This window comes from Bradyrhizobium sp. LjRoot220, from assembly GCF_964252915.1.
Lineage (GTDB): Bacteria > Pseudomonadota > Alphaproteobacteria > Rhizobiales > Xanthobacteraceae > Bradyrhizobium.
This window is the reverse complement of record NZ_CAXUPS020000001.1, coordinates 256,440-272,593: the sequence shown is the minus strand read 5'-3', so window position 1 is coordinate 272,593 and position 16,154 is coordinate 256,440. Positions and strand designations below refer to the sequence as shown.

Annotated in this window: 13 protein-coding genes; 3 read left to right on the top strand and 10 right to left on the bottom strand. The window is 63.2% G+C overall.

The window, feature by feature from the left end; genetic code table 11:
* Positions 1-74: 74 nt before the first annotated feature.
* Positions 75-1,001 (top strand): 4-hydroxy-3-methylbut-2-enyl diphosphate reductase, encoded by a 927-nt coding sequence (ispH, locus tag ACSQ84_RS01200; RefSeq protein ID WP_436209822.1) that lies wholly within the window; start codon positions 75-77, stop codon positions 999-1,001.
* Between the two features lie 41 nt (positions 1,002-1,042).
* On the top strand, positions 1,043-2,203 hold the full coding sequence (gene hpnH, locus ACSQ84_RS01195; protein ID WP_436209821.1) for an adenosyl-hopene transferase HpnH: 1,161 nt from the start codon (positions 1,043-1,045) through the stop codon (positions 2,201-2,203).
* Between the two features lie 126 nt (positions 2,204-2,329).
* Here hpnH and ACSQ84_RS01190 read toward each other — a convergent pair whose 3' ends face one another.
* From ACSQ84_RS01190 to ACSQ84_RS01165, 6 genes are all read right to left on the bottom strand, one after another.
* Positions 2,330-3,079 (bottom strand): phosphorylase, encoded by a 750-nt coding sequence (locus ACSQ84_RS01190; protein ID WP_436209820.1) that lies wholly within the window; start codon positions 3,077-3,079, stop codon positions 2,330-2,332.
* Positions 3,076-5,082 carry a squalene--hopene cyclase gene (shc, locus tag ACSQ84_RS01185; protein WP_436209819.1) on the bottom strand — a complete coding sequence of 669 codons (2,007 nt, stop codon included), beginning with the start codon at positions 5,080-5,082 and terminating at the stop codon, positions 3,076-3,078. The genes ACSQ84_RS01190 and shc overlap by 4 nt, the downstream gene beginning before the upstream one ends.
* 60 nt (positions 5,083-5,142) lie before the next feature.
* A complete protein-coding gene (gene hpnE, locus ACSQ84_RS01180; RefSeq protein WP_436209818.1) occupies positions 5,143-6,396 on the bottom strand; it encodes a hydroxysqualene dehydroxylase HpnE in 1,254 nt (417 codons plus the stop codon).
* Entirely contained in the window at positions 6,396-7,235 is an 840-nt protein-coding gene (gene hpnD / locus ACSQ84_RS01175; protein ID WP_436209817.1) for a presqualene diphosphate synthase HpnD, read from the bottom strand. The genes hpnE and hpnD overlap by 1 nt, the downstream gene beginning before the upstream one ends.
* The gene (gene hpnC / locus ACSQ84_RS01170) at positions 7,232-8,110 is read right to left on the bottom strand and encodes a squalene synthase HpnC (protein ID WP_436209816.1); all 879 of its coding nucleotides are present in this window, start codon (positions 8,108-8,110) and stop codon (positions 7,232-7,234) included. Before hpnC ends, hpnD begins: the two co-directional genes overlap by 4 nt.
* Before the next feature lie 190 nt (positions 8,111-8,300).
* Positions 8,301-8,534 (bottom strand): hypothetical protein, encoded by a 234-nt coding sequence (locus ACSQ84_RS01165; protein WP_436209815.1) that lies wholly within the window; start codon positions 8,532-8,534, stop codon positions 8,301-8,303.
* 422 nt (positions 8,535-8,956) lie between these two features.
* On the opposite strand from ACSQ84_RS01165, the gene ACSQ84_RS01160 reads away from it, so the two are divergent.
* Positions 8,957-9,460, top strand: a complete 504-nt coding sequence (locus tag ACSQ84_RS01160) for a hypothetical protein (protein ID WP_436209814.1) — start codon at positions 8,957-8,959, stop codon at positions 9,458-9,460.
* Between the two features lie 115 nt (positions 9,461-9,575).
* Here the strand turns inward: ACSQ84_RS01160 and ACSQ84_RS01155 are convergent, their stop codons facing one another.
* From ACSQ84_RS01155 to ACSQ84_RS01140, 4 genes are all read right to left on the bottom strand, one after another.
* Positions 9,576-11,957: an efflux RND transporter permease subunit gene (locus tag ACSQ84_RS01155; RefSeq protein WP_436209813.1), complete on the bottom strand. Its 2,382-nt coding sequence runs from the start codon at positions 11,955-11,957 to the stop codon at positions 9,576-9,578.
* Between the two features lie 240 nt (positions 11,958-12,197).
* A complete protein-coding gene (gene eutC, locus ACSQ84_RS01150; protein WP_436209812.1) occupies positions 12,198-12,968 on the bottom strand; it encodes an ethanolamine ammonia-lyase subunit EutC in 771 nt (256 codons plus the stop codon).
* Positions 12,969-12,990: 22 nt separating this feature from the next.
* Complete coding sequence (locus ACSQ84_RS01145) at positions 12,991-14,580, bottom strand: B12-binding domain-containing radical SAM protein (protein ID WP_436209811.1); 1,590 nt, start codon at positions 14,578-14,580, stop codon at positions 12,991-12,993.
* A 190-nt stretch (positions 14,581-14,770) separates the two neighbouring features.
* Positions 14,771-16,153, bottom strand: coding sequence for an ethanolamine ammonia-lyase subunit EutB (locus tag ACSQ84_RS01140; protein WP_436209810.1), 1,383 nt, complete (start codon positions 16,151-16,153; stop codon positions 14,771-14,773).
* Position 16,154: the final 1 nt, after the last annotated feature.

The following is a 16,154-nucleotide window of genomic DNA, read 5'->3' as shown; positions in this document are numbered from 1 at the left end:
AACTGGAATTTGTCCGGCGGGACTGCACGAAGGCATTTGAATGAATTTGGTGCAACTTGCGTAATGAGCGTCCCATGGAAGTGTATCTGGCGCAGCCCCGCGGATTTTGTGCGGGCGTCGTGCGTGCCATCGAGATCGTCGAGCGGGCGCTCGAGAAATACGGCCCGCCGGTCTATGTACGGCACGAAATCGTGCACAATAAGTACGTGGTCGAAAGCCTGAAGAACAAGGGCGCGATTTTCGTCGAGGATCTCTCGGAAGTTCCCCCACTCGCCGTCACCGTGTTCAGCGCCCACGGCGTCGCACGCAGCGTCGAGGAGGAGGCTGCCGCGCGCGGCCTGCCGGTGCTCAATGCCACCTGCCCGCTCGTCACCAAGGTCCACAATCAGGGCAAACGGTATATGTCGAAGGGCCGGGCCCTGATCCTGATCGGCCATGCCGGACACCCCGAGGTCGAGGGAACCATGGGTCAGGTTCCCGGACCCGTCCTGCTGGTCCAGAACGTCGGCGACGTGGCGGCCCTGACGCTGCCAGCCGACACCCCGGTGGCCTATATTACCCAGACCACCCTCAGCGTTGACGACACAAAAGACATAATTGCGGCCCTTCAGGCCCGTTTTACAGATATTCAAGGCCCAGACATCCGGGATATCTGCTATGCGACACAGAACCGCCAAACTGCGGTAAGGGACCTGAGCAAACTTGTGGACGTCATTTTGGTGGTGGGGGCCACCAATAGTTCCAACTCAAACAGGCTTCGCGAAATCGGCACCGAGGTCGGGGTCGCGAGTTATCTCATTGCCGATGGGAGGGAGTTGAACCCTGATTGGCTGAAAGATGCAAAAGCCGTCGGCATCACGGCGGGCGCCTCGGCGCCCGAAGTTTTGGTCGACGACGTGATCGAGGCTTTGAGGCGTATCGGACCCGTCACGGTGTCGATACTTCCCGGCCGGGAAGAAAATATCGAGTTCCGGCTTCCGGCCGAACTGACTGCGGGCTGATCCACTTCACGACGACTTAGGTCCTAGAAAGAAATCCTGTAATGGCAATACCGTTCTTCAAGGAGTTGCGTATCGGCGGTTATCTGATCAAGCAGAAGCTGCTTGGCCGAAAGCGCTATCCGCTGGTGCTGATGCTCGAACCGTTGTTCCGCTGCAACCTGGCCTGCGTCGGCTGCGGCAAGATCGACTATCCCGATGCGATCCTCAATCGCCGCATGTCGGCACAGGAATGCTGGGATGCGGCCGATGAATGCGGCGCGCCGATGGTGGCGATCCCGGGCGGTGAGCCCCTGATCCACAAGGAGATCGGCGAGATCGTGCGCGGCCTCGTGGCGCGCAAGAAGTTCGTCTCGCTCTGCACCAACGCGCTGCTGCTGGAAAAGAAGCTCGATCTGTTCGAGCCCTCGCCGTACCTTTTCTTCTCGGTGCATCTCGACGGCCTGAAGGATCACCACGACAAGGCGGTGTCGCAGAAGGGCGTATTCGACCGCGCGGTTTCCGCGATCAAGGCCGCCAAGGCGCGCGGCTTCGCCGTCAACGTCAATGCCACGATTTTCGACGGGCATGCGGCGGAAGACATCGCCAAGTTCCTCGACTTCACCACCGAACTCGGTGTCGGCGTCTCGATGTCGCCGGGCTACGCCTATGAGCGCGCGCCCGACCAGGAGCACTTCCTCAACCGCACCAAGACCAAGAAGCTGTTCCGCGACGTCTTCGCGCTCGGCAAGGGCAAGAAGTGGAACTTCATGCATTCCGGCCTGTTTCTCGACTTCCTGGCCGGCAACCAGAGTTACGAATGCACCCCGTGGGGCATGCCGGCGCGCAACATCTTCGGCTGGCAGAAGCCCTGCTACCTGCTCGGCGAGGGCTACACCAAGACCTTCAAGGAATTGATGGAGACCACCGACTGGGAGACCTACGGCACCGGCAAGTACGAGAAGTGCGCCGACTGCATGGCCCACTGCGGCTACGAGCCGACTGCTGCCAACGCCGCGCTGGTCAATCCGTTGAAGGCGATGTGGGTGGCGCTGCGCGGCGTCCGGACCACCGGCCCGATGGCGCCCGAGATCAACCTCGATAAGCAGCGTCCGGCGCAGTACATCTTCTCGGCGGAAGTGCAGAAGCGCCTGTCGGAGATCCGCAAGGACGAGGCCGCCGCCGCAGCCGCCAAGCAGCAGCAAAAGGCCTCCACGGCCGCCTGAGGGCGACCGGCGCAACGCGGCTCGCCCGCGTTGCGCGAAGGCGAGACTGAGTTCAAACAAAATGCCGTCGCGTTGCGACGGCATTTTTCATTTCAGCGACTATTTCGGTGCAAGCTATTTCGAGCGTCAGGCGTTGGCCGCAACCAGCCTCTCGCCGCCGGTGATGAAGCCGCGGCAGCCGCGCAGCGAGCGTAGCGCACGGTTGAAATCGATTCCGGTGGAGACCAGCGCACGCAGCGTCCGCGGATTGCGTGCGAGGCCGCGCAGCACCTTGCGCAGGTCGATATCGCCGTTCGGCTTGATCGCGCTCTTGGCCAAGGCCGGCAGCGCGCGGCTGGCAGGATCGGAGATGACGCGCAGCGCCGCGAACGGAATGCCCGCCTTGGCGGCGTAGGCCGCCGCGATATGGCTCTCCATGTCGACCGCCGCCGCACCGGTCTCCGAATGCAGCGCGGCCTTGCAGGCGGTCGCCGCAATCACCTGCTCCACCCCGGCAAGACCGCCGCGAATCACGCGCCGGCGCCGCAGCGCCGCGCTGGCGATCATTTCCTCGTTGAGCGCCAGGCCCGCCAGAAACCGGGTATCGCCAGAAAGAACCTCGGTCGCGACCACGACATCGCCCGCCTTCAGCGACGGATCGAGCCCGCCGGCGACGCCGAACGAGATCACGCCCCTGAATGTCGATGAATCCAGTGTCGCGAGCAGCGCGCGCAATTGCTGCGGATCGCTACTGCTGCAGATCACGATCATGCCCGGACCGGCCGCGATGCGGGCCTCCTGTACCAAGCCTGTAACGATCAAAACCGGCCGCGGATCGATCGAACTGTCCCCGATCGAATTATCCGCGAACGCGGCGGCCCCCGCCCCCAAAGTCACATCCCGACCCCTACCACCCTGCTGTTGGTGCTTCTCAAATTCCGATACCGCGCCAGCGCCCAGAGCGGAAAGAACTTCGAGTAGCCATGATAACGCAAATAAAACACCCGCGGAAACCCCGTAGCCGTGTAGCGCGCCTCGTCCCACAGTCCTTTTTCGGTCTGTGTGGTTTTTAGGTACTCAATACCACGCGCAACGGCCGGGTTCCCGACCTCGCCCGCGGCCATCAACCCAAGCAAGGCCCATGCCGTTTGCGAGGAGGTCGATGGCGCCGCCTCGAATCCCCCGTAGTCCAGGCGGTAACTGACCGCATCCTCGCCCCAGCCGCCGTCCCGATTCTGGATCGACAGCAGCCAATCCACCGCCTTGCGAATCATTGGCTCCTGATGGTCGACACCTGCGACATTTAGTGCACAGAGCACCGACCAGGTGCCGTAGACGTAATTCAGCCCCCAGCGGCCGTACCACGAGCCTTCGGCAAGCTGGGTGCGGCGCAAATAAGCCACGCCGTCGGCGACCGCCTTGCTGGTCTTGGCGGTCTCGCCGAGTTGCGCCAGCATCGAAATACAGCGCGCGGTAACGTCTTCGGTCGGCGGGTCGAGCAGCGCGCCGTGGTCGGAGAACGGAATGTTGTTGAGATAATATTCGAGGTTGTTGACGTCGAAGGCGGCCCAGCCGCCGTCGCGGCTCTGCATGCCCTCGATCCACTCACGGCCGCGCGCGATCGCGGTATCGTACTCGTTGCTTCCTGACTGCCGACGCGTGCGGTCCATGGCCATGACGACGACGGCGGTGTCGTCGAGATCCGGATAGTAAGCGTTGTTGTACTGGAACGCCCAGCCGCCCGGCCGCACGTCGGGACGCTTCGCCGCCCAGTCGCCCTTGATATCCAGGACCTGCTTCGGCAGCAGCCAGTCGAGCGCCTGCTTGGTCTGCGGCAATACTTCCGTGCCACCCGCTTCGATCAGCGCGTGGCAGGTCAGCCCGGTGTCCCACACCGGCGACACACATGGCTGGCAATAGGCTTCGTGTTCGCCGACCACGAGCAACCTGTCGATACCCCGGCGCGTGATCGCGCGCGGCGGGTAATCCGCAGGCCGGCCGAGCGCCTCATACATCATCACGGTGTTGGCCATCGGCGGATAGATCGCGCCAAGACCATCCTCGCCGTTCAGCCGCTCTTCGATGAATGCGATCGCGCTTTCGATCGCCCGGGTACGAAGCTTTTTGGGAAACAGTGGCTCGATCTTGCGCAGGATGACGTCGAGCGAGCGGAACAGCGCGAACCAGCCCCAGCTCTGATGTGGCGCCTTCGCCGTCATCCCAACCGACGTCGGATCCTGCAGGAACAACTCGTCGATGCCGACGCCCTTCGGATTCTTCGCCAGCGGCTTCAGCGCCGCCATCACCATCAGCGGCACGATCGTGGTGCGCGCCCAGTACGAAATCTTGTTGAGATGGAACGGCGACCACATCGGCAGCAGCATGATCTCGATCGGCAGCACCGGCACCGCGCGCCAGGTCAGCACGCCGTAGAACGCCAGCAAAAACCGGGTGAACACGTTGACGTTGGCTGCGCCGCCGCGCGAGCGGATCGCCTCGCGCGCCCGCACCATGTGCGGCGCATCGATGGAATCGCCGATCATCTTCAGCGCGAAATACGACTTCACGCTGGCGCTCATGTCGAATACGCCGTCCTGCACCAGCGGCCAGCCGCCATGATCGCCCTGGGTGCGGCGAAGATAGTTGGCGATCTTGGCTTCGAGTTCGCTATCGACGGGCTCGGCGAGATAATGGCGCAGCAGAATATATTCCGATGGGATCGTGCTGTCGGCTTCCAGCTCGAAGATCCAGTGCCCGTCGGATTGGCGATAGCCGAGCAGCGCCTGCGTCGCCGCGGAGATCGACTTTTCCAATGCGACGGGGTCGACTGGCGCGGCGGGATCGACTGGCGCGACGGGGTCGGCTGGCCCGACTGCAACGCTGTGATCGACGGAAGACATTTCGTCAGACATCCTCTGTTCGCTAAACCGCACCGTGAACGCGGTCAGGCTCGCTTCCGGTCAGGCTTGTCGCCTGGCCAAAACCAGATCGGCGGCGCGGTCACCCGACCGCACCGATCCCTCGATGGTTGCCGGCAACCCCGTATCAGTCCAGTCGCCGGCGAGAAACAGGTTTTTGAAGGCCGTGACCGGGCCTGGCCGCAGCGCGTTCTGCTCCGGCGTCGCCTCGAACGTAGCACGGCGTTCGCGCACGATCTGCCAAGGGGGCAATTCGCCCTGCACGCCACCGGCCTTGCAAACATCCCGCCAGATCGCCTGCGCGAGTTCTTCACGCGGCATATCGACCAAACGGTCACCATTGCTGATGGTGACCGACAGGCGCTGCGGGAACGCAAACAGCCATTCCACCAAGCCGCCGACGACGCCGAGAATCGGCGGCGCATCCCGTGGCGGATCGAAGCGGAAATGTGCATTGACGATGGCGCGGAATTTCGTCGGCGTTTTGAGGCCCGGCAGCAGCGATGCCGCGGGGCGCGGCGGAACGGCGAGCACGACGACATCGTCAGGCGCCAGCGAAATCGCGTCATCGCCAAACTTCAGTCCGCCGACTTGGCTGCCGTTCATCACGAACTCACGCAGTTCATGCCCAAGCTGAACGCTGGCACCTTTGTCCTGCAGCAGCTTGACCGCGGGTTCGATCAACACCGAACTCAAGCCATCGCGGGCGATCAGCGGCCGGCAGGCCTGACCGCCGGCGAGCAGCGTTTCCCGGACGATCGCGCCGGCCAGACCCGCCGAGCCCTCCGGCGGATCGACGTTGAGCGCGGCCAGCAGCAACGGCTGCACCAGCCGCTGGTACAGCGTGCCCTCGCAGGGGATCGCCTTGCCGACCAGTTTGTCCGTCCCTGCCCAGATCAGCGGCATCAGTGCGAGATAATCGCGCAGGCCGGTGTCGGGCACCCGGCGCGCCTCGTCGAACACCCAGAGCGGCAGCCGGCCATCGCCGAGATCGAGCTGCCAGCGCTGGCCGGTCGAGACGTCGCAGAAGGGAAACTGCGCGCGCTTCGGTCCGACCAGTCCCGCCTCGGTGCCGATCGAGCGCGCATAGGCCAGCGCATGGCTGTTGCCTGACAGCAGCAGATGATTGCCGTTGTCGATCATCAAATTGGTGGCGGCGTCGAAATAGGAGCGGCAACGCCCGCCGGTGGTTTGCGTCGCCTCGTGGACGCACACCCTGTAATTGGCGTTGGCCAGCCGGACGGCTGCGGAGAGGCCGGAAATGCCCGCGCCGATGATGTGTGCGGTTTTCTGCATCAGATGATCGCGTAACGGAGAAGGATGGCAATCTTGGCCATCTTGTTGACGCGGACCGGCTCGCGCGGGGCGGCAAATCCCCGCTCCAGCAACAGGTCGAGGATCGCGCGGTAATATTTCGACATGATCCGGGGCGCACGCACCTTGCGCCGCGAATTGCGCTTCATGATCTCGTCGGCCTTCTCGAAATACGCCTTGGCCCGTTCGGCCAGCGGCTGGCATACTTTCGGCAACGCGCGCTCGGTAATCACCTTCTGCGGGTCGTCGCTGGTGATGCCGGCATGCAGCAGGGCTTCACGCGGCAGATACAGTCGGCCAAGGCTGGCGTCCTCATCGATGTCGCGCAGGATATTGGTCAATTGCAGCGCACGGCCGAGATGATGCGCGAGCTCAACGCCGTCGCCCTCCGGTAGGCCGAACACCCGCACCGACAGGCGCCCGACGGCGCTGGCGACGCGGTCGCAATAAAGATCGAGCGTTGCAAGGTCCGGCGCACGGATGTCCTGCGGCACGTCCATCTCCATGCCATCGACGACGGCGAGGAAATCCTCGCGCTTGAGGCCGAAAGTCCGCACCGAGGCGACGTAATCCTGCAGGCGCGCCGGCGGACGGCCCTGGTAGAGCGCGTCGATGTCGTCGCGCCATTGCTGGAGCGCAGCGAGCCGCTCCGGCCGCGGGCCATGGGAGTCGGCGATGTCATCGACTTGCCGGCAGAAACTGTAGATCTGGAACATCGCCTCGCGCTGGGCACGCGGCAGGATGCGCATCGCGGCATAGAACGAACTGCCGGACGCGGTGGTGCCGTAATTCGCGTTGGCCGCCGCCGTCTCTGATGTCATGCGCCGGCCGCCGGTTTCGACACGGGCCGGCGTCCCACCGCGCGGCGCGCGATCTCGCTGGCGATGGCGCCAAGACTCTGCGCCATCAATTCAAGCGGACTGAGGTGTACGCGCTCAGAGAGCGGATCGCGCACCTTCAGCAAGCCTACGATCTTGTCGGCAAAGGCCTGGATCACCGCAATCTCGAGCCCGAGGCGGAAATCCTTCACTTGCCCCGCAAGCGATTTGCTTTCGTTGAGCACGGTCTCGGTGCGCACCGCGAGCGCTTGCAGGCACTTCAACAGCGCCGGCGGCGATTTCGCCTCGCCCAGCATCTCGACATCAGCACCCGCGGCCGCGAGCGCGTCGCGCGGCAGGTAGACACGGTTGAGATCGCGAAAATCCTTACCGCAATCCTGCAGGTGGTTGTTGATCTGCAAGCCGGCGCATAGCGCATCGGAGGCCGCCCAGGTCGAGGTGCTCTCGCCGTGAACGTCGAGCATGAAGCGGCCGACCGGCATCGCCGAGTAGCGGCAATAGTGGATCACCTCGTCCCAGTTCTCGTAACGCAGCTTGGTGACGTCCATCCGGAACGCGATCAGCACGTCGAGCGCGTGGCGCGGCGGCATCTTGCGGGCGGCGAACGCGTTGCGCAGGCTGACCGCCTCCTTCTGGGTGTTCCCGTTACCGAGCAATTCGGCCTCGAGCAGGTCGAGCAGGCGCAACTTTTCGTCTGGCGGCAGCGTCGCGTGATCGGCGATGTCGTCGGCCGTCCTGACGAAATTGTAGAAGCTGAGAATCAGCGCCCGGTGACGCGGATGAATGATCCACGACGCGACCGGAAAATTCTCGTCACGGTGGGTCTTTCCGGATCGCAGTTCGCTCGCGCTGGTCATCAAAAAACTGGCTACGTTGGTCCAAAATGGCGACATGCGCCGATATCAGGCGCATGCAACGGATCGCGAGCCCCATATAGGGGAATACGCCGCCAAAACCAATGCTATCTGGGGCCATCGGCCGATGCCGCCGCGCCGGGAAACGAGCCAGAAACAGGCCTGGCGCGGCGGTTAACCGATGAGAACGCGCTTATTGTCCGTGGTTCTTCAGCACCTGATTGCAGGCAGGCGAGATCTTGGGACGATTTTGCTGCAGGCAGGCCAGGATGGTGAAATCGCCCTGATCAATCACCGCACGGCAGAGGCGCTGCACATCGCGGGCGCAGGCCTTCTGTTCATCCGGCGTTCCGCTCCGCTGCTGGGCGAAGGCATCCGATGACACCGCGATCGACAATAAGGAGAGAGCCAGGAAAAGTTTACGCATCGTATTCCTTCATTTCGGCAGCAAGAAACCCCGGACCCGAATCGTGTTCATGCATCGCCGGGAGGGATTTGTTTGAATGGCAGGCGCCGCGTAGCGCAGCAATGAGGCGACGACAAGCACTGGTAAATGCGGCCAAATTTGCGGCGCCGCCACTCATCCATTAACCGATTGATATTTAACATGGATTCGCGATGGAGATTTCTTCGCACTCGGCTGTTGCGGATCGGGACCCGCAAAGCTAGATGCTGGCGGCGAAGCTCACCGGGATATTTTGATTCCATGCATGAAAATGCCGCCTGTCCGGCGCAATCGCCGCAGTGGGCATTGCGTCATTTGAACCTAAAATATGGCGGGAACACTAAATCTTCGATGTGGGCGAGACGGGTCTTTGAAAGAACGTCTATTTTGATGGGAAAATCACAATGAAAATCTTTGGTTCCGGCTTGTTTGGTCAGGCTCTCGCGGCCGCTGGCGTTGGCGCCGCGCTGATATTGTCGGTTTCCGCAGGCCACACCCAGGCGGGAGGCCCGTTTGCCGGTTTCGACGGAAATTGGGCCGGCGCAGGCACCGTCGCGCTGTCCAACGGCACCACGGAAAACATCCGCTGCAAGGCCGACTACAAGGTCAATGCTTCCGGGATGGGCTTGAAGCAGAACCTGAACTGCGCCAGCGACAGCTACAAATTCGTTCTCTCCAGCGACGTCACCAGCCAGGGCGACCGGATCTCCGGCAACTGGAGCGAAAAGAGCCGCAACATCTTCGGCAATCTGCAGGGCACCGCCGGCGGCGGACAGATCGACGTGTTCGTCGAGGCGTCCGGATTTGCGGCCAACCTTAACCTGCGGACCAACGGCACCAAGCAGACCGTCCAGATCAGCTCCAAGGGCGAAATCCGCGGCGTCAACATCACCCTGACGAAGACCTGATCGAGCGGGCTTCTCAGAGCTTCTTAGCAAAGAGCCAGGTTCTGTTGATCAGAACCTGGCTCTTTTTCGTATCGCAGCTCTCTATTGACGGCTTGGTATTGACAGCTTGACCCGCCTACTCTGCCGGCTTGGCATGCGCGCCGGTGCCGCGGATCCTTTCCGACAGATTGATCAGGAACATCGACGTCGGTCGCAGGATGAAGAGATCCGCGACCAGTGCCGCAACCATCGAGAACGCGCTGAGCCAGCCAAACAGGCGCAGCGACGGCAGGTCGGAAAAGACCGTCACGACGAGGCCGCAGGCCAGCACCACCGTGGTCAGGATCAGCGCCGGCCCGACCAGCACGGTCGCGCGTTCCACCGCCAGTTCCGGACTGATGCCGGGCTTCGATTCCAGCCGCAGCCGGTTCAGGAAGTGGATCGTCGCGCTGAGGCCGAGGCCGAACGACACCGTCAGCGCCACCACGCTGGCGAACTGCAGCCCCTCCCCCAGCATCCACAGCACGGTGCCCGATGCCACCACCGGGAAGATGCCGGGCAGGATGCAGGAGAACATCACCACCACGGAGCGGAACGCGAGCCCAATGAAGACCGCGACCAGCAGGAATTCGATCGTGAGCCCGTGATTGAGCTTCTGGATCATGTTGGCGCTGTTGCGCGCGGCGATGGCCGACAGGCCGGTCACCGCGACCTCAAATCCCGGATGCTCGGCGCGCACCTTGTCGAGCGCCTTATCGAGCTTGTCGACCACGGGCAGGATCTCGCTCGAATCGAGATCGGGAACGCGGCCCGACACCACCACGGCGTCCTGATCGGCCGAGATGAAGCGCCGCACCAGATGTTCGGGGATGAAGCCGACATATTCCTTCAGCGTCGCGATGTCGGTACTCCCGGCCTTTTCGGCGAGCCAGCGGCGCAGCGTTTCCAGCGACCAGACATTGCCGACGCCGGCTGCGGTCTCCACCATCGCGTGGACGTCGGCGATCGCCTTCAGGGTGTCCGGCGCGTAGAGCGAGGCGCCCTTGGGAAATTCGATCAGCACGTCGATCGGATTGGCTCCGGTGAGCTTGGCGTCGAGCCGGCTAGACGCCGCCACCGCCTGACGCTTGTCGGGCACCTGATCGGCGAGCCGGTAGCGCGGCTCCAGCGTGGCATAGATGTAGCCGAGGCCGGCGACGAGGATCACCGCGAGCAGGCTGAACAGCCCGGGGCGGCCGACCATGCGCACGGCGATCCAGTAGCAGAAATTGCGCAGCGCCTGTACGCCGGCATCCGCGCCCTGGAACTTGACGGCGAGAACCTTTTCGTTGCGCACCAGCAGCACGCCGAACACCGGCACCAGCGACAGCACCGCGACCAGCGCGATGATGGTCGCGGCAAGTCCGGCCTCGCCGAATTTGCGGATCAGTTCCGAATCGGAGAATTGCAGCGCGATGAACGATATGCCCGCGGTGCCGTGCGTCAGCACGCAGGCGGGGCCCACCACCAGCACCGCGTTCTTGAAGGCGGTGAACTTGTCCTGTCCCGCGATCAGCCGGTCGCGCGCCGCAAAGGTCAGCTGCATCGAATCGGAGAAGCTGATCACCATGATGAGCGGCGTCATCACGTTGAGGAACATGTTGAGATTGAACCCGGCCCAGCCGAGGCTGCCGAGCGCAAGCAGAATGGCGATGATCGGCGGGAACGCCGCGACGATCATGAACGATATCTTGCGGAAGAACACGATCGCGATGATGCAGCCGGCCAGAATGCCGAGGATGTTGTAGGTCAGCCCGTCGCGCTTGACCGCGTTGCGGATCTCGAGCTGCATGACGGGAACGCCGGACAGCTGCGCGTTGAGCCCGCTGCCGGCGAGATCATCGGCCATGATCTTGCGGATATCGCCGATCACCTTGCTGAGGGCGTTGCTGCTGACGATCGACGGTTCGAGCGACAGCACCATCAGCGCCAGCGTGCCGTCCTCGGACAACAGCTTGCCGCGAATGATCTCGTTGGTCTTAACGGTCTCGACGAATTTGTCGTAGGCCGCGCCTTCCGGCAGCTCGGAGGGGAACAGCGCCGCCGGCAGCTTGCCGCGCTCCGGCGCCTGGCGCGCCGAAAACAGCGAGACCAGGCCGCGCACGCCATCGACCAGTTGCAGGTCCGTGACCATGTCACGGATCTTCTCGAGATTGGGCCGCGCCAGCAGCGCCTTGCCTTCGACCACGACCAGCACGTCGAATTCGGTCGCCGGGAAGCGCTTCGTGACGGCCTCGTACTGCTTGTAGTCCTTGGAATCGGAGCGGAACAGCTGGCTCAGCGAATCGTCGATCTTGATGCGCTGGATGCCGAAGATCGCCGCAATCATCAGCACGGCCAGGATGAGGCAGGACAGGATCGGCGCCTTGAGCGCGATCAGGCCCATGCGCTCGAGCCCGAAGGCGATGCTCTGCCCTCGCGGCGGCGGCGCCTCGATCTCCTCGACGTGGACCCGACTTTCGGTGTTCTTTTCGAGCATACCCTGTCCAGTTCTCACGTCGGCTTGAATTGTAGCTTGGGTTGCGGGCACGAATGCGGCTCAGTCAGCCCATGTCTGATTGCAGCCATGTCTGATTGGCGCTAGCCCTTGAAATCACGCGGTAAATTAACCGCCGCCGTTTTACAGGCCCGGACCGCATCCGGCAAGCGCGCGAGCGCGGGTAAAGCGGCGTGCGGATCGCGAAAATCAGCGCTAAGTCTCTGATTTGTCACACTGGATTTAGTTTGCTCCGATTTGGGCAGGCGCCCCGCCGCTTTCATCTTTTAGTGCGACGCCCGTGACCTGGCGGGCCAGGCCTTCGCGCACCAGCCAAGCGATCTTGAAGGCGGCTTCGTCGTAGCTCAGCCCGGCGCCGTGGATGTTGGAGACGCAGTTGCGCATCGCGTCGGTGAGGCCGAGGCGCGGCGCAAAGGTCAGATAGGCTCCGAGGCTGTCCGGCGCCGACAGGCCCGGCCGCTCGCCGATCAACATCAGGACCATGCGCGCGCCGAACAGGGCGCCGATCTCGTCGCCCAGCGCCACGCGCGCGCCCGAGGCGACCGCGGTACCGCCGACCTGGATCCCGGCTTCCTGCAATCGCGGAACGAGATTACGAACCAGTTCAACCGCGTGGACATTGACCGCCGCCGGCGACAGGCCGTCGCCGACCACGATGGCCAGCTGGCATGGGCCGCCGCTTCGATCGGCCAGTGCACGTAGCGAGGCCGGATCGAGCGTGCGTCCAAGATCGGGGCGGCGCAGATAGTCTCGCCGGTTGCGCGCCTGGCTGGAAAGCAGAACCGGCGCCAGCCCAATGCCGGTCAATCCTGCCAGAATCCGCGACGTATCGAACGTGCCATGAACCGCGTCGCGCGCCCGCGCGTGGTCGAGGGTGAAGGAGAGCAATGCTTGCGTCGGCATGCTGGCGCCGGCCCGGCCAAGCCCGACGCGTGCCGGCGTCAATTCCCGCAGATCGCTCAGCGAACGTGACGGCGGCGCCGGTGTTTTCATAGCCGGTGCTTTCATATCGGCGTTACTCGGCGGGAACCGATGCCTCGCGCAGCCGGATCGAATAGTTCGACGCGTTCTGCTGACCGCCGGAGGCATCACGCGCGAACATGATGAGATGATGCGCGATCATCGACGCACCAATCAGGCCTTCGATGTCGCCCTGCCGCAGCCGGCCCAGCGCAAATTTCCAGAACGCCTTCCTATAGTCGCCGAGCACCCCGACCTTCCAGAAGATATTGCGCAGCATGATCAGACCGCGCCTGATATTGGCCCAGCTTCGCATCTCCGGACTGACAGGCACTTTCAGCCGGTTGGCGTAGGTGTACTCGCATTGGTACTGATAGCGCTCGAACAGCTTGGCGGGCTCATAGGCGACCTCCATGCATCGGCGCCAGGAACTGACCACCTGATCGTAGGGCAACAGGAACTCGACATTGGAGTCGCGGCTGTCGTCGTCGTTGAGCAGACGGCCTTCCCGCTCCAGACGATCCCACAACGGCGTCTTCGGCAGCGCCTGCAGCAGATTGATGGTCAGCAGCGGAATCCGGGATTCATCGACAAAGGCCAGCAACGCGTCGGCGGTCTCGGGCTTGTCGGTATCGAGGCCCATGATGATGCCGGAGACGACCTCCATGCCGTAGGAGTTGATGGTATGGATGCCTTCCAGGATCGGGACCATCATGTTGTGGTCCTTGTGCATCGCCTTCAGCGCGTCGGGATCGGGGGTCTCGATGCCGCAGAACACGGTGACGAACAACGCCTCACGCATCTTCTCCAGGATCTCGGGCCGCTTGGCGATATTGAGCGTCGCCTCGCAGGCGAGGCGCGTGATGTAGCCGGTTCGCTTCTGCCATTCGACAAGATGCGGCAACAGGTCCAGCGCCGCCTTGCGGTTGCCGATGAAATTGTCATCGACGAAATACACCGTGTCGGTCATTCCGCATTCGCGCAGCTTGTCGAGTTCGGCGACGATCTGCTGCGGCGACTTGATGCGCGGGTTGCGGCCATAGAGGCCGGGAATGTCGCAGAACTCGCACTGGTAGGGACAGCCGCTCGAATACTGGATGCTGCCGAGCAGATATTTTCTGGTCTCGGCGAGCTCATATGCCGGAATCGGAAATTCCGTCATCGCAAGCCGATCGGCGGTCTTCAGCACCACCTGCTGCTCCGGCCGCGACGGGTCGCGCGCCAACCGCGCGATCAACTCGTTGGTCGCGTCGCCGAGTTCGCCGACATGGAGGTAGTCGAACGAGGGATAGTAATCCGGGCACGCGCTCACCGACGGCCCGCCGATCGCGACCGCGAGGTCGAAGGCATGGGCCCGGCGGCAGATGTCGTTCATCTGCTGGCGCTGGATGTGCATGCCGCTGACGAACACCGCTTCCGCCCACTCGAAATCTTCCGTAGTGGCAGGACGGAGGTTCTCGTCAACGAAGCGGACCGGCCAATTGGCCGGCAAATAGGCTGCGATCAGCAGCAGCCCTTGCGGCGGCATGAAAGCCCGCACGCCGTCGGTCAGGGGATAGGCGTATTCGAAAGTACCAAACGAAGACGTATAGCGCGGGAAGACGCACAGGATGCGCCGTGCCGTCTCGATGCCTTCAGCTCTCATCAAACTTCCTCAGCCAAAGCCTTTTCAGACAAAGCCCTTCAGACAACGCCTTCTCAGGCAAAGTCTTGCGCAAATCTAACCACGTCATTGAAGGGTGGGCCAGAATTTCTTCAACAATGTGGCGACCTCTCTTAACCCGCTGATGGCCCAATGGTTGCTTGAGATTGGTCGGCGGGCGCGTCCGGACGGTTCAAGCGATCAGCCGCGACGCAAATTCGGGCAGCAGGCCCGCGTCGCCCGCAAGGCGGAAATCGGCGCCGGCAAGACCGGTACGCACCAGCCACTCGTCGAATTCGGGTGCCCGCTTCAGGCCGAACAGGTCCCTGACGTAGAGCGCGTCGTGGAATGAGGTGGACTGGTAGTTCAGCATCACGTCATCCGCGCCGGGCACCCCCATGATGAAGGTGACGCCGGCGGCCGCCAGCAGCGTCAGCAAATTGTCCATGTCGTCCTGGTCGGCCTCGGCATGGTTGGTGTAGCAAACGTCGACGCCGAGCGGCAGGCCGAGCAGCTTGCCGCAGAAATGGTCCTCCAGCCCGGCGCGGATGATCTCCTTGCCGTCATACAGGTATTCCGGGCCGATAAAGCCGACCACGCTGTTGACCAGCAAGGGATCGAAGGCGCGCGCCACGGCATAGGCCCGTGCTTCCAGAGTCTGCTGGTCGACATTGTGATGGGCGCCCGCCGACAGCGCCGAGCCCTGCCCGGTCTCGAAATACATCACGTTGCTGCCAACCGTGCCGCGGCGCAGCGACAATCCGGCCTGTTGCGCTTCACGCAACAGCGCCAGATCGACGCCAAAGCTGCGGTTGGCGGCCTCGGTCCCCGCGATCGACTGAAACACGAGATCGACCGGGGCGCCCTGCCCGATCAATCCCAGCGTGGTGGTGACATGGGTGAGCACACAGCCCTGGGTCGGAATCTGCAACCGCGCGATGACGCCGTCGATCAGGCGCACGAGTTCGCCGATCACGGCCGGATCGTCGCTGGCGGGGTTGATGCCGATACAGGCATCGCCCGATCCGAGCAGGATGCCGTCGAGGATCGCGGCGGTAATGCCCCTGATATCATCAAAGGGATGGTTGGGCTGCAGCCGGACGCTCATCCGCCCCTTCAGCCCGATGGTGTTGCGGAACGCCGTCGTGACCGCGCATTTCTTCGCGACCAGGATCAGATCCTGGTTGCGCATCAGCTTGGACACGGCGGCCGCCATTTCGGGCGTGATCCCGCGCGCGACTTTGTTCAGCACCGCGGAGGTCGCAGCGTCCGACAGCAGCCAGTCGCGAAACCCGCCCACCGTCAGCGACGAGATCGCCGCAAAGCCTGCCGCATCGTGGCTATCGACGATCAGCCGGGTGACCTCGTCGTCCTCGTAAGGCACCACCATTTCCTGCAGGAACTGCTTGAGCGGGACATTCGCGAGCGCGATCCGCGCCGCGATCATCTGCTGGGCGCTGTCGGCGGCGACGCCGGCCAGGCGATCGCCGGAACGCGGCGGCGTCGCCTTGGCGAGCAGGTCACGCAAATCATCGAACACGTAAGAGGTGGCATCGATGGCTTGGCGATAGACCATG

Coding starts and splice junctions, on each gene's coding strand:
- ACSQ84_RS01145 (WP_436209811.1), bottom strand. CDS start 14,580: ATGAGAGCTGAAGGCATCGAGACGGCACGGCGCATCCTGTGCGTCTTC.
- hpnD (WP_436209817.1), bottom strand. CDS start 7,235: ATGACATCAGAGACGGCGGCGGCCAACGCGAATTACGGCACCACCGCG.
- hpnE (WP_436209818.1), bottom strand. CDS start 6,396: ATGCAGAAAACCGCACACATCATCGGCGCGGGCATTTCCGGCCTCTCC.
- ACSQ84_RS01140 (WP_436209810.1), bottom strand. CDS start 16,153: ATGGTCTATCGCCAAGCCATCGATGCCACCTCTTACGTGTTCGATGAT.
- eutC (WP_436209812.1), bottom strand. CDS start 12,968: ATGAAAACACCGGCGCCGCCGTCACGTTCGCTGAGCGATCTGCGGGAA.
- shc (WP_436209819.1), bottom strand. CDS start 5,082: ATGTCTTCCGTCGATCACAGCGTTGCAGTCGGGCCAGCCGACCCCGTC.
- ACSQ84_RS01155 (WP_436209813.1), bottom strand. CDS start 11,957: ATGCTCGAAAAGAACACCGAAAGTCGGGTCCACGTCGAGGAGATCGAG.
- hpnH (WP_436209821.1), top strand. CDS start 1,043: ATGGCAATACCGTTCTTCAAGGAGTTGCGTATCGGCGGTTATCTGATC.
- hpnC (WP_436209816.1), bottom strand. CDS start 8,110: ATGACCAGCGCGAGCGAACTGCGATCCGGAAAGACCCACCGTGACGAG.
- ispH (WP_436209822.1), top strand. CDS start 75: ATGGAAGTGTATCTGGCGCAGCCCCGCGGATTTTGTGCGGGCGTCGTG.
- ACSQ84_RS01165 (WP_436209815.1), bottom strand. CDS start 8,534: ATGCGTAAACTTTTCCTGGCTCTCTCCTTATTGTCGATCGCGGTGTCA.
- ACSQ84_RS01160 (WP_436209814.1), top strand. CDS start 8,957: ATGAAAATCTTTGGTTCCGGCTTGTTTGGTCAGGCTCTCGCGGCCGCT.